This window comes from Pseudochrobactrum mosebachae, assembly GCF_048914685.1.
GTDB lineage: Bacteria > Pseudomonadota > Alphaproteobacteria > Rhizobiales > Rhizobiaceae > Pseudochrobactrum.
This window is the reverse complement of record NZ_CP128408.1, coordinates 2383833-2396387: the sequence shown is the minus strand read 5'-3', so window position 1 is coordinate 2396387 and position 12555 is coordinate 2383833. Positions and strand designations below refer to the sequence as shown.

Sequence of the window (12555 nt, the reverse complement as noted above, 5' to 3'; positions counted from 1 at the left end):
ATGCTCCGCGTAAGGTGACGCGGTGACTCAAAAAGCAAAACAGCAAATCAAAACACTCCGCCTTCGTAAGAGAGCGGAGTTTTTGGCTGTTCGTAATGGTGAAAAACGCCGTGGCAAATATTTCCTGATGGAAGTCAAAACCCGCGACGAAGCCACCAGCAAACAGGCAAAAACCGGCGATAGTCCGCGTGTTGGCTTTACGGTTACCAAGAAAAACGGCAATGCAGTGATCCGCAACCGGATCAGACGTCGCCTGAAAGCAGCAGCTTCACTCAATGAAGCGCATATGGCACCACAAACAGATTATGTCATTGTTGGCCGCAAAGAGGCATTGAACGCCCCTTTTACCGCACTGACCAAAGAGCTCTCAAGACGGTTAAAATAACCGCTCTTTTAAAATAGGCTTGAATTATACCTTCTCAACGTTCGCTTTTCCGGAACGGAAGGATTATAAGGCAGGCACTTAACTCTGACAGGTACGGGGCATATTTTTGCACAGGGCTCTGTCAGCCAGCATATTACAGCAAGGTAGCGCAGTGATAGACCTCTGCGCCACCCGTAATGAACTGACAGGAACCAGGACCCGTCAATGGAAAAAAATCGTAACTTCTTTCTCACCATTGGCCTGTCAATTCTGATTCTCACGCTCTGGCAGGTGTTCTATATGGGCCCGAAGACTGAGGCTCAGAGAGAACAGGCCCGTATTGAGGCTCTTAATCAGGCAGCGCAAAGCCCTGCCGCCTCCGGCGATGCCAATGCGAATATTCCGCAAGGCGGCGCTCAGTCGCCACAGGCAGGTATTCCGGGACAAACCACTGAAGCACCGGTTACTCAGCCGCTGACCCGCCAGGTCGCGCTGACACAGGGCAAGCGCATTACGATTGATACGCCACGCGTCAGCGGTTCAATCAATACCACCGGCGCACGTCTTGATGATCTGCTGCTCAAGGATTATCGTGAAACGATTGATCCTAAATCGGCTGAAATTGAACTCCTTGCCCCTTCAGCAATGAAGCAGGGCTATTTTGCTGAAGTCGGCTTTGCCGGCAATGAGGCAATCGGCACGGTACCTGGCCCGACAACCGAGTGGAATATTGAAGGCAATGACAAGCTGACACCTTCAACACCGGTTGTGCTGACCTATGCCAACGAAAAAGGCATTCAGTTTAAGCGTCAGATTTCGATTGATGAGAACTATATGTTCGCAATCGAAGACACGATCACCAACCCGACAACTGCTGCTGTTTCTTTAAGTTCTTATGGTCGTGTCACGCGCTTTGAAAAGCCGGAACATGCCAGCGGCACCTATGTGCTGCATGAAGGTTTGATCGGCGTTATCGGTGATCAGGGTCTTCAGGAAGTAACCTATTCCAAGATTGAAGACAAAAAGAGCTTGCCGCTGGCCAAAGCCACAGGCGGCTGGTTGGGCATTACCGATAAATATTGGGCTGCCACACTGATTCCATCGCAGAACGAAGCTTTTGAGGCCCGTTTCTCGTATTTCACTGATGGCCGCGCACGCTATCAGGCAGACTTCCTCAGCGCGCCGGTAACCATTGCTGCCGGTCAGAATGCCGTGATCAAAAATCACGTTTTCGCCGGTGCTAAAGAAGTCGCTAAAATCAATGCCTATGAAGAAAGTCTCGGCATCAAGCAATTCGAACTGCTGATTGACTGGGGTTGGTTCTACTTCATCACCAAGCCGATGTTCTATCTCATCGACTGGATTTATAAATTCTCCGGCAATTTCGGTGTTGCCATTCTGGTGGTCACGGTTCTGCTGAAAGCCTTGTTCTTCCCGCTGGCAAGCAAATCCTACCGCTCCATGGCGCGTATGAAAATGATGCAGCCTGCTATGCTGGAAATCCGTGAGAAATTTGCGGATGACAAAGTTAAGCAGCAGCAGGAAATGATGCAGCTCTATAAGCGTGAGAAGATCAACCCGCTGGCTGGTTGCTGGCCGGTGCTGGTGCAGATTCCTGTCTTCTTCGCGCTCTATAAGGTTCTCTATGTCACCATCGAAATGCGCCATGCGCCATTCTTTGGCTGGATTCATGACCTTGCGGCACCAGATCCAACATCACTGTTCAACCTGTTTGGCCTGATGCCTTGGTCAGTTCCTGCCTTCCTGATGGTTGGTGTATGGCCGCTGATTATGGGTATCACCATGTTCTTGCAGATGCGCATGAACCCGACGCCTCCGGATCCGACACAGGCCGCAATCTTTACATGGATGCCGATCATTTTCACATTCATGCTGGCAGCCTTCCCGGCCGGTCTCGTTATCTACTGGGCATGGAACAATACATTGTCCATTCTCCAGCAGGGCATGATCATGAAAAGTCAGGGTGCCAAGATTGAACTGTTTGACAATCTGAAGGGGCTTTTCAAAAAGAAAGAACCCGCAGCACCTGCCAAACCGGTCACGCCTGCTAAAACAGACAAGACTGCAAAGAAATAATCTTTGAAGAAGCCCCCTTAATCGGGGGCTTTTTTATAACTGTCATCAGCCCATATATTTGTCGTGATCACCACGTATAAGCATAAAGCAGCAATAAAAACGGTACAGACGGTTGACAAAAGCTGCTGAAAGCACAATGCCATACGTTGCGCGATAAGTAATAATGCGCCATGCCTCTAATGGCACAGATACGAGATACAGGATAAATTGAGTGACCGAAGCAGAATTGGCCGTCGCAAAAGAAGCAGAAAAACATGCAGCACTTGTTGCAGAGGGTAAGGCTCTCTTCAATAAGCGGTGGATTTTTATCCGCGGCGTACCATCCATGAAGTTTTTGCCGCCGGAAGGTCCGGCCGAAATTGCTTTTGCCGGTCGCTCCAATGTTGGTAAATCCTCACTGATCAATGCGATTGTCGGCCAGAATGGCTTGGCGCGCACATCCAACACCCCGGGCCGTACGCAGGAACTCAACTATTTTGTGCCGGATGGCTATTCCGGTGAAAATGGTGACCTGCCGCCTTTGGCACTTGTGGATATGCCGGGCTATGGTTTTGCCGAAGCGCCTAAATCCATGGTTGATGCATGGACTAGACTGGTTTTTGATTATTTGCGTGGCCGCACCACCTTGAAGCGCGTTTATGTGCTGATTGATGCCCGCCATGGCATCAAAAAGAATGATGCGGATGTGCTTGATCTTCTCGATAAAGCTGCCGTTTCCTATCAAATCATTCTGACCAAAATCGACAAGATCAAAGAAGCAGGTATACCGCGCCTGATGGAAGAAACACAGAAGGCGATTGCGCGACGTCCGGCTGCTTTCCCTAAAATTTTGGCTACATCATCAGAAAAAGCGATCGGCTTTGATGATGTGCGCGCGGCAATTGCACTGCGTACCAAAGAATAGAGATTGCCGCTGTGCAATCTCCCTATATCTGACAATCACATCACATAACCCTTCATGCCGTGGAGTGCTCCATGACCGCGACAAGCCCTGAAATTCAAGCACAGCTTCTTTCCGCCGCACTGCCATTCATGCAGCGCTATGAAAATAAGACTGTGGTCGTCAAATATGGCGGTCACGCCATGGGTGATGCAGCACTGGGCAAAGCGTTTGCCCGTGATATCGCCCTGCTCAAACAATCCGGCATCAATCCGATTGTTGTTCATGGCGGAGGTCCGCAAATTGCAGCAATGCTGAACAAGCTCGGCATTGAATCCCGTTTTGAAGGCGGGTTACGGGTGACTGATCAGAAAACGGTTGAAGTGGTTGAAATGGTTTTGGCCGGTTCAATCAACAAGGAAATTGTCGCCCTCATCAATGCTGAAGGTGAATGGGCAATCGGCCTGTGCGGTAAAGACGGCAATATGGTTTTCGCTGAAAAAGCGCATAAAACCTATCGCGATCCTGATTCCAATATTGAGCGTGTGCTTGAGCTTGGCTTTGTCGGTGAGCCGGTTGAAGTTGACCGCACATTGCTGGACCTGCTGGCCCGCTCTGAAGTGATTCCGGTGATTGCACCAGTTGCTCCGGGTCGTGATGGCCATACTTATAATATCAATGCCGATACTTTTGCCGGCGCTATTGCCGGTGCGCTCGCAGCAACACGTCTGTTATTCTTAACCGATGTGCCGGGCGTATTGGATAAAGACAAAAAACTGATCAAGGAATTATCGGTTGCTGATGCATTGGCGCTGATAGCTGACGGTACTATTTCAGGCGGTATGATTCCTAAAGTGGAAACCTGTATTGAGGCGATCCGCCGTGGCGTAGAAGGCGTGGTTATCCTCAACGGTAAAACCCCGCATTCGGTACTGCTGGAATTGTTTACCGAGCTTGGTGCCGGCACGTTAATCGTGCCATAAACAGAACAAGTACGCTAATCGCGCCAAACAAAAAGCCCGCAATCACCATTGCGGGCTTTTTTGTACCTACTGCCACAGGAGTAGAAACAGAATACCGGTGACAATCAACAGGCAACCGGAAACTTCCATACGGTTGATGCGCTCTTTAAAAATAAACACAGATGATATGAAGGTGAAGACCAACTCTATCTGCCCCAGAGCACGCACATAGGCCACCTGCTGCAATGCCATGGCCGTGAACCAACCTGCCGAGCCCAGCACGCTGGACAGCCCCACCAACGATGATGAGCGCCAGGATTTCAGCACCAGCACAATCTCGCTCTTATCTTTAATCAGCATCCATACCAGCATGAAAATAGTCTGGAATGTGGTGACACAAGCTAATGTTACGGCGGCTTGCATGATCGGGCTCGGCCCTTCCAGCGACAAAGACGCTGAACGATAAGCCACCGCTGAAATCCCGAATACCCCGCCAGATGCAATACCGATTAATGCGGTACGGCTAACAAGCGCTTTAAACAAATTGCCCCATGATAGCAGCATACGGGCAACCGATATCAGCATCACGCCGATTACACCGACAATAATGGCGAGGATTGAACCAGTCGTTAGCCGCTCGCCAAGCAACATCAATGCAAAAATCGAGGCCTGTACCGGTTCGGTTTTCGAATAAGCGGTGCCAACGGCGAAATTGCGCTGCGTGAAGAGATAGACCAGCATAATTGTTGCGAAAATTTGCGCCAGCCCACCGACAACACTCCAGAAAGCGAATGTAAAATTGAGCTGCGGAAACGCAAATCCCACCACATAATGCAGCACCACCACATAGAGAATAGCCACCGGAAAGCCGTAACCAAACCGAACAAAACTGGCACCGCGCGTACCGATCTTGCCCTGCAGCTTTTTTTGCAAAGTGGTTCGTACATTCTGCATAAAGGCAGCGGCAATGGTAATCGGTATCCAGAGTTCCATGATAAATGCGATGCTTTTCTGTTTTGTGATATATCTTCTGCGTTTAGCTTGTTAACCACTCTGCATTTAAATACAAGCCACGCAGCTTGAACGACAAAGCATCCATTGCACTCAACAGGCTATGCGCGCAGCAAATAAAGGCTGAACTTTGCAAAGCTTCATGGCATAAGTGATCCATGACAAATTTACCTGATCCGCACCACTTCGCCCATGTCACAGACTGGGTGTTCGATATGGACAATACGCTTTATCCGCATGATACCAATTTGTTTTCCCAAATTGATGTGCGTATGACTGCCTATGTCTCAGAATTGTTAAAACTGCCCCGCGATGAAGCACGGGTCATTCAAAAACAATTTTATCAGGAATATGGCACCACGCTGAAAGGCCTGATGGAGTGCCACAAAATCGACCCTGACGACTTTTTAGCTAAAGTCCATGACATTGATTATACATGGCTGAAGCCTGATCCGATGCTGGGTGAAGCCATTGCCCGCCTGCCCGGCCGTAAATTTATTTACACCAATGGCGACCGTAAACATGCGGAAAATGCAGCTCTTCAGCTCGGCATTCTTGATGAATTTGACGATATTTTTGATATTGTTGCCGCAGGTCTGGTACCCAAGCCTGAACGCGCGCCTTATGAGCAGTTTTACAAGCAATGCGGCATCGACCCGACCAAAGCGGCTATGTTCGAAGATCTGGCACGCAATCTTATCGTACCTAAAGCCACAGGAATGCGCACAATTCTGATTGTGCCTAATAATTTCGAGCCGGATTTCAGTGAAATCTGGGAAAGCGATCCGGCCTTTACCGATAGTGTGGATTTTGTCACCGATAATCTCACAGAATTCCTGACAGCCCTGCATGCAAGTTTGCATACAGGCACTGCCTGATCAAAAAAGCCGCCGCGGCATCACATGCAACGGCGGCTTTTGAATATGTTACGGTCTTATCACCCATTTGGGCGCAATCTTCTGATTACAGCCCGTAGTGCTCTTTCACTACATTCCATGCTTCTTCAGCCGTATCCACATAATGGAACAGCTTCAGATCTTCCGGTGAAATAGTGCCCTGATCTGCCAGATATGGAATATTGATCGCCTTTGTCCAAAACTCTTTACCAAACAGCACCAGCGGCACCCGCTCCATACGATCTGTTTGCATCAAGGTCAGTGTTTCAAACAATTCATCCATTGTTCCAAAGCCACCGGGAAACACAGCGAATGCTTTGGCACGAAACAGAAAATGCATCTTTCGCAACGCGAAATAGTGGAAGTTGAAGCATAGTTCCGGTGTTACATACGGATTGGGCGCCTGCTCATGCGGCAGCACAATATTGAGACCGATAGACGGCGCGCCAATATCAGCAGCCCCGCGGTTGCCCGCTTCCATCACACCAGGACCGCCACCGGTAACAATAACAAATTCACGATAATAGGTACTGGCTGAATATTCCGAGCAGCGACGGGCAAATTCACGCGCTTCTTCATAATAGATCGAATTGGCTTCAAGGTTCTTTTTCTGAACCTCGTTTTTTGCAGCCCAGGCCTCGCCGCCGGGCTCCGGAATGCGCGCACCGCCAAACAGCACAACAGTCGATTTAATACCGCGCTCTTCCATAATCATTTCCGGCTTCAGCAATTCAAGCTGTAAACGGATCGGACGTAACTCGCGCTTGGTCATAAATTCCGCATCGCTGAATGCCAGCCTGTAAGCCGGTGCACGGGTCTGCGGTGTATCCGGCACCACGGCCGCGCGTTTTACGGTTTCGCCGGAATTGGTAAAAGGTGTCCAGCCGTCTTTCTCAAGCGGATTCATATATATTTGTCCTGTTCTCGTAGAACCACAACTTCATGGATTGCTAAATCCTGCATGCCGTGAAAGCATTGGTTCGTTATTCGCTTAATTGAGGCATATAGTGCAAAAGCGGCAATGCCAAGATTGACGCGCTTCTAAGCATAGCCTAATCATTTGCCGAAAATATTTCTCAATCTGAATAATTCGCCGTAATTCTCGTCCAAATGACGAAATGAATGTGGATTTATATTCATTTCAACTCCTCAGGAGCCATAATATGACTAAGCCTGATCTGTCAGCTCTCGAAAAAATTATCACGAAAGCTTTTGATGAGCGTGACACTGTATCGGTATCAACCAGCGGTGAAATCCGTGATGCTGTTGCACAATCTCTGTTGCTGCTGGATCAGGGTAAAGCACGCGTTGCCGAAAAGCAGGCGGATGGCCAGTGGCAGGTTAATCAATGGCTGAAGAAAGCCGTGTTGCTGTCGTTCCGTCTGAACCCGATGGAAATCATCAAAGGCGGCCCGGGGCAGTCTGTCTGGTGGGATAAAGTACCGTCCAAATTTGACGGCTGGACTGCTGATGAGTTTACTGAAGCCGGATTCCGCGCAGTGCCAAACTGCGTCATACGCCATTCAGCCTATATCGCGCCAAGCGCGGTGCTGATGCCGTCTTTTGTTAATCTCGGCGCTTATGTCGGCGAAGGCACCATGGTTGACACATGGGCAACTGTCGGCTCCTGTGCACAGATCGGCAAGAATGTGCATCTGTCAGGCGGAGTTGGCATTGGCGGCGTGCTAGAGCCATTGCAGGCTGAGCCAACGATTATTGAAGATAACTGCTTTATTGGCGCACGTTCAGAAGTGGTTGAAGGCTGCATTATCCGCGAAGGTGCAGTACTAGGCATGGGCGTTTATATCGGCAAATCCACCAAGATCGTCGATCGTGCAACCGGCGAAATTTTTTATGGTGAAGTACCACCCTATTCGGTCGTGGTTGCCGGTACGATGCCGGGCAAACCTTTCCCGAATGGTGAAATGGGGCCGAGCCTGTATTGCGCAGTGATTGTAAAACGCGTGGATGAGAAAACCCGCTCGAAAACCTCAATCAATGAATTGCTACGCGATTAATATTAAAGTTGTTACGAGAATATGAAAAACGGCGGGTCTGAGATCCGCCGTTTTTTGTAGTTCATTTTTGTAGCGCCGGTTTTAGCGGTTTGAACCTGCAGGTGCAGGTGCAAAACCATCAGCATCGACAATGATCTTAACTGGAGCAGAGCTTGTTACAGGTGTCTTGTCACCGGAATACAGATCATCAGGTGTGCCTACATTTGGGTTTTCAGCAAGAGCAACACCGGCAGAAAATGCAAGGGCAGCAACAGTCAAAACAATCTTTTTCATTTTAAATTTCCTTTGTTGTTTTTATCAACGTAGTTGGAACAGTCTTGGGAGATGTGTTGTTCCGATAACAACTAAATAGGAAACAATGAGCACTTCTTCAACTCACATAAATTTTATAACTCATACCGGATTAAGTCATAATTTAAGACAATAAATATGTGCACGAACTTAAAATACAATAATTTCAATGAGTTAGTATTTTGAATTGTGGTTTAATTTAAACAACACCCCTCCATTGTTCTCAATTGCCAGACAATCTGTACACTTTTACAGTTCTTAAATGATGAACAGTGGCGTATTTTCACGTAAATATTACCGATTACGCATATATAGCAGATGCCACGTGAACACATTGCCGTGAGAACCTTGGTCAAACAGCATAAATTCTGGATGCACAGCCAAACGGCTTCTGCTAAACCTTGACTATGATGAGTACATTTGACCCCGCAGAAAACCTCGCCGCTCTGATCCGCTGCCCGTCCGTTACACCGGCAGAAGGCGGAGCACTGACCGTAATTCAGGATATGCTGACCCCGATGGGTTTCAGCATCGACCGTCCTACCTTCACGGAAGACGGTACGCCGGACATTGAAAATCTCTATGCCAGATTAAATGGCACAGGGCCGCATCTGATGTTTGCAGGCCATACCGATGTTGTGCCAACTGGTGATCTTGCCCAGTGGAAACATCCACCCTTCAGCGCAGCCATTGAAAATGGTGAAATGTTTGGCCGTGGTGCAGTCGATATGAAGGGCGGCATTGCCTGCTTCATTGCAGCGACCAGCCGCTACCTTAAAAAAAATCCGGACCGTAAACCAAATATTTCATTTCTGATTACCGGTGATGAAGAAGGCCCTGCAATTAACGGCACGGTAAAACTTCTGGAATGGGCAAAAGCCAAAGGCGAAAGCTGGGATGCTTCGCTTGTCGGCGAGCCGACCAACCCTGACCGCCTTGGTGATATGATCAAAATCGGCCGTCGCGGCTCGGTTACCGGCGCAATTACCGTGCATGGCATACAGGGGCATGCGGCCTACCCGCATAATGCCGATAATCCGGTGCGTGGTATTATTACCCTTCTCAATCATTTGCTGCTGCCGGTATTTGATACCGGTACTGAGAATTTTCAGGCAACCAATCTCGAAATCACATCTATTGATGTTGGCAATCCGGCCACCAATGTCATTCCCTCGCAAGCTGTGGCAACCTTTAACATCCGCTTTAATGATACGTGGACAGCTGAGTCGCTGCAGGACGAAGTTACCCGCCGCCTTGAAGAAGGTGCACATAATAATGAACTACGTCAGGGCAAAGACAACGCCATCCGCTATACGCTGGAATGGCGTGAACGCCCGAGCCATGTATTTTTGACCCGCAGTGAAAAACTGATCAATGCATTGAATGGTGCCATTGAAGCCAAAACCGGTAAACAGGCGGCATTATCCACATCCGGCGGCACATCTGATGCACGCTTCATCAAGGATTATTGCCCTGTGGTGGAATTTGGCCTTGTTGGCCAGACCATGCATATGGCCAATGAGCGTGCTGCGCTGAAAGACCTTGAAAAACTGACTGAGATCTACGAAAAATTCATCGAAGACTTTTTCGCCTGATTAAAAACCCTTCGCTTTTGTGGCCATTTCGAAATCTTCGGAATGGCCACAAAACTAATCCGCTGACGTTACAGGTTGCCTATGCCCAGTTTTGAAGAAATCCAGCTTTATTTTTCTGCGGTCTGGCGTGCAATGACAGGTCGCCCTGAGGCGTTGAACACCCTCAACACTTCGGCTGACGGTTTCTGGCAATCTTTTTATGCTATTCCTATTGCATTGCCGCCACTGCTACTCGGCTGGGTCGAAATCTCTGCCCGCCTGAGCGAGGGCAACGGCACAGCTGCGCTGCGCATGATCAGCAGCCTCAAGCTTGGCACTATTGATATGATTATCTGGCTGCTGCCGCTGATTATCATCGGCTTTCTCAGCCGCAGCCTTGGTCTTGAGCGGCGGTTTTCCACCTATGTCGTTGCCACCAACTGGGGCAGTGCTTTATTTGCGTGGATTTATGCGCCGCTTACATTTTTAAACCTGCTACTGCCAAATTTTTCAGCGGTATTTGCAGGTGTCGGCTTCGGGGTGTTTCTGGCAACACTGGCACTCAGCTACCGGCTCACCCGCGCAGCGCTGCAAAGACCGCACAGCTACACGGCTCCGTTTTTTCTCACTCTGTTATTTAGCAGTATTATGCTGACAATCATTTTGCAAAGTCTGGCCGGTTTATTGCCAATGCAATAAACCGTATCAAAAGGCGCGCAATTCAGAGGATCGGCGAATAATCAGCGCCGATCATATATAGCCCGTGCGCCGGCGCCACCACACCGCAGGCTTTGCGATCGCGCTTGGCAAGCGCTGCCAGCAAATCATCATGGCTCCAGCGGCCGCAACCAACATCCGCAATACTGCCGACCAGCGAACGGACCTGATTATGCAAAAACGAGCGGGCAGAGGCACGCACCTCGATCAACTCGCCGCAGCGCGTTACGTCAAGACGCGCCAGCGTTTTCACGGGGCTTTTAGATTGGCACTGGCTCGAACGGAATGTGGTAAAGTCATGCGTACCGATCAGCAATTGCGCCGCTTCCTGCATCACATCGGCATCAAGCCGCTTTGATACCCACCATGCACGATTGGCTTCCAGCGCCAGCGGTGTGCGGCGATTAACAATACGATAAAGATAGTGCCGGCCTAACGCACTAAAACGCGCATCAAACCGATCCGGCACTTTCTCGACATTCAGAATATAAACCGTTTCTTCTGCAGCCAGCAGATGCGCATTGAGCGCATCGCGCACTTTGGTGGCAGACCAGTCTTTGCTCAGATCAAGATGCGCAGTCTGTCCGAAAGCATGCACGCCTGAATCGGTGCGGCCGGCCGCACCGATTGCCGTATGCTCACCGCAAAATTTGAATACGGCGGTTTCAATCGTCTGTTGCACACTGGTTGCGTTATCCTGCCGCTGCCATCCGCAATAAGGCGTGCCATCATATTCAATTGTCAGTCGGTAGCGCGGCATTCATAGGCCTCCGAAAACAGGAGATTGATCAGTCATGGTAAAATTGTTCCGGTCGCCAGCTTAACCCCATTGCAGAACTCGGTTGCGCTCACCGGTTTGCCACCGGCTTTTTGCACCAAAGTTAGCGCCACAGCACCCTCGCCGCATGCAACATGCAAAGCACCATCCAGCACTTCGCCGGGCTTGCCCGAGCCATCTACACGCTGTGAGCGCAGAATTTTGACACGCTCCTGCGCGCCATTCACTTCAACCTCACACCATGCGCCAGGAAACGGCGCCAGACCGCGGATACGGTCATGTACGGCCTTGGCTGTCTGCGACCAGTCAATGCGCGCCTCAGCCTTGTCAATCTTGGCAGCATAGGTCACGCCATCAGCAGATTGCGGGGTTAGCTTCAGGCTGTCGCGCTCAAGAGCTGCCATTGCACGCACCATCAGATCGGCACCGGTGATGCTCAAGCGGTCATGCAATTCACCCGATGTCATATTCGGGGTGATCGCCACTTTCTCAACCATGGCAACAGGACCTGTATCCAGCCCCTCATCCATCTTCATGATCATAATGCCGGATTCAATATCACCCGCCATAATCGCACGCTGAATTGGTGCAGCACCGCGCCAGCGTGGCAGCAGTGAGGCATGTCCGTTATAGCAGCCAAGTTCCGGCGCTTCGAGAATAGCTTTTGGCAGCAGCATGCCATAAGCAACAACAACCGCTACATCTGCATTCAGATCACGGAAAATCTGCTGCTCTTCTTCGCTTTTCAGGCTTTTAGGCGTGAAAACCGGAATGCCAAATTCTTCAGCTTTTTCATGCACCGGTGATTTGGTGAGCTCCAGCCCGCGCCGTCCTGCAGGGCGTGGCGGCTGGCTGTATACGGCAACAATCTCATAGCCCTGCCCGATCAGCGCCGTCATCACCGGAACAGAAAATTCCGGCGTGCCCATGAAAACAATGCGTAACGACATAGACTATCCAATCTGCA

Annotated in this window: 13 protein-coding genes; 8 read left to right on the top strand and 5 right to left on the bottom strand. The window is 49.9% G+C overall.

Annotated elements, in window-relative coordinates:
- The first annotated feature begins 46 nt into the window (after positions 1-46).
- From rnpA to argB, 4 genes are all read left to right on the top strand, one after another.
- The gene (gene rnpA, locus MP213Fo_RS10970) at positions 47-385 is read left to right on the top strand and encodes a ribonuclease P protein component (RefSeq protein ID WP_421091114.1); all 339 of its coding nucleotides are present in this window, start codon (positions 47-49) and stop codon (positions 383-385) included.
- A gap of 204 nt (positions 386-589) precedes the next feature.
- Positions 590-2461: a membrane protein insertase YidC gene (gene yidC, locus MP213Fo_RS10965; RefSeq protein WP_421089047.1), complete on the top strand. Its 1872-nt coding sequence runs from the start codon at positions 590-592 to the stop codon at positions 2459-2461.
- A gap of 211 nt (positions 2462-2672) precedes the next feature.
- Positions 2673-3365, top strand: a complete 693-nt coding sequence (yihA, locus tag MP213Fo_RS10960) for a ribosome biogenesis GTP-binding protein YihA/YsxC (protein WP_421089046.1) — start codon at positions 2673-2675, stop codon at positions 3363-3365.
- Between the two features lie 71 nt (positions 3366-3436).
- Complete coding sequence (gene argB / locus MP213Fo_RS10955) at positions 3437-4324, top strand: acetylglutamate kinase (protein WP_421089045.1); 888 nt, start codon at positions 3437-3439, stop codon at positions 4322-4324.
- Between the two features lie 66 nt (positions 4325-4390).
- Here the strand turns inward: argB and MP213Fo_RS10950 are convergent, their stop codons facing one another.
- Positions 4391-5296, bottom strand: coding sequence for an EamA family transporter (locus tag MP213Fo_RS10950; protein ID WP_421089044.1), 906 nt, complete (start codon positions 5294-5296; stop codon positions 4391-4393).
- 176 nt (positions 5297-5472) lie between these two features.
- Here MP213Fo_RS10950 and MP213Fo_RS10945 point away from each other — a divergent pair, with 176 nt between their 5' ends.
- The gene (locus MP213Fo_RS10945; RefSeq protein WP_421089043.1) at positions 5473-6192 is read left to right on the top strand and encodes a pyrimidine 5'-nucleotidase; all 720 of its coding nucleotides are present in this window, start codon (positions 5473-5475) and stop codon (positions 6190-6192) included.
- A gap of 85 nt (positions 6193-6277) precedes the next feature.
- On the opposite strand, the gene MP213Fo_RS10940 is transcribed toward MP213Fo_RS10945, so the two are convergent.
- Positions 6278-7117 (bottom strand): LOG family protein, encoded by an 840-nt coding sequence (locus tag MP213Fo_RS10940; RefSeq protein WP_421089042.1) that lies wholly within the window; start codon positions 7115-7117, stop codon positions 6278-6280.
- Positions 7118-7373: 256 nt separating this feature from the next.
- Between MP213Fo_RS10940 and dapD the strand changes: the two genes are divergently transcribed.
- Positions 7374-8228: a 2,3,4,5-tetrahydropyridine-2,6-dicarboxylate N-succinyltransferase gene (gene dapD, locus MP213Fo_RS10935; protein ID WP_421089041.1), complete on the top strand. Its 855-nt coding sequence runs from the start codon at positions 7374-7376 to the stop codon at positions 8226-8228.
- 81 nt (positions 8229-8309) lie between these two features.
- Here the strand turns inward: dapD and MP213Fo_RS10930 are convergent, their stop codons facing one another.
- Positions 8310-8501 carry a hypothetical protein gene (locus tag MP213Fo_RS10930; protein ID WP_421089040.1) on the bottom strand — a complete coding sequence of 64 codons (192 nt, stop codon included), beginning with the start codon at positions 8499-8501 and terminating at the stop codon, positions 8310-8312.
- Between the two features lie 425 nt (positions 8502-8926).
- On the opposite strand from MP213Fo_RS10930, the gene dapE reads away from it, so the two are divergent.
- Together dapE and MP213Fo_RS10920 are read left to right on the top strand one after the other, a co-directional pair.
- Positions 8927-10114 (top strand): succinyl-diaminopimelate desuccinylase, encoded by a 1188-nt coding sequence (gene dapE, locus MP213Fo_RS10925; RefSeq protein ID WP_421091113.1) that lies wholly within the window; start codon positions 8927-8929, stop codon positions 10112-10114.
- Between the two features lie 81 nt (positions 10115-10195).
- Positions 10196-10792, top strand: a complete 597-nt coding sequence (locus MP213Fo_RS10920) for a hypothetical protein (RefSeq protein ID WP_421089039.1) — start codon at positions 10196-10198, stop codon at positions 10790-10792.
- Between the two features lie 22 nt (positions 10793-10814).
- On the opposite strand, the gene truA is transcribed toward MP213Fo_RS10920, so the two are convergent.
- Both truA and fmt read right to left on the bottom strand, forming a co-directional pair.
- Positions 10815-11570, bottom strand: coding sequence for a tRNA pseudouridine(38-40) synthase TruA (gene truA / locus MP213Fo_RS10915; RefSeq protein ID WP_421089038.1), 756 nt, complete (start codon positions 11568-11570; stop codon positions 10815-10817).
- A 32-nt stretch (positions 11571-11602) separates the two neighbouring features.
- Positions 11603-12538, bottom strand: a complete 936-nt coding sequence (gene fmt / locus MP213Fo_RS10910) for a methionyl-tRNA formyltransferase (protein ID WP_421089037.1) — start codon at positions 12536-12538, stop codon at positions 11603-11605.
- Positions 12539-12555: the final 17 nt, after the last annotated feature.

Bases quoted from the DNA above. Each gene is read 5' to 3' on its own strand.
- yidC (WP_421089047.1), top strand. From the start codon at position 590: ATGGAAAAAAATCGTAACTTCTTTCTCACCATTGGCCTGTCAATTCTG.
- argB (WP_421089045.1), top strand. From the start codon at position 3,437: ATGACCGCGACAAGCCCTGAAATTCAAGCACAGCTTCTTTCCGCCGCA.
- MP213Fo_RS10950 (WP_421089044.1), bottom strand. From the start codon at position 5,296: ATGGAACTCTGGATACCGATTACCATTGCCGCTGCCTTTATGCAGAAT.
- MP213Fo_RS10945 (WP_421089043.1), top strand. From the start codon at position 5,473: ATGACAAATTTACCTGATCCGCACCACTTCGCCCATGTCACAGACTGG.
- MP213Fo_RS10940 (WP_421089042.1), bottom strand. From the start codon at position 7,117: ATGAATCCGCTTGAGAAAGACGGCTGGACACCTTTTACCAATTCCGGC.
- dapD (WP_421089041.1), top strand. From the start codon at position 7,374: ATGACTAAGCCTGATCTGTCAGCTCTCGAAAAAATTATCACGAAAGCT.
- MP213Fo_RS10930 (WP_421089040.1), bottom strand. From the start codon at position 8,501: ATGAAAAAGATTGTTTTGACTGTTGCTGCCCTTGCATTTTCTGCCGGT.
- dapE (WP_421091113.1), top strand. From the start codon at position 8,927: ATGATGAGTACATTTGACCCCGCAGAAAACCTCGCCGCTCTGATCCGC.
- MP213Fo_RS10920 (WP_421089039.1), top strand. From the start codon at position 10,196: ATGCCCAGTTTTGAAGAAATCCAGCTTTATTTTTCTGCGGTCTGGCGT.
- truA (WP_421089038.1), bottom strand. From the start codon at position 11,570: ATGCCGCGCTACCGACTGACAATTGAATATGATGGCACGCCTTATTGC.
- fmt (WP_421089037.1), bottom strand. From the start codon at position 12,538: ATGTCGTTACGCATTGTTTTCATGGGCACGCCGGAATTTTCTGTTCCG.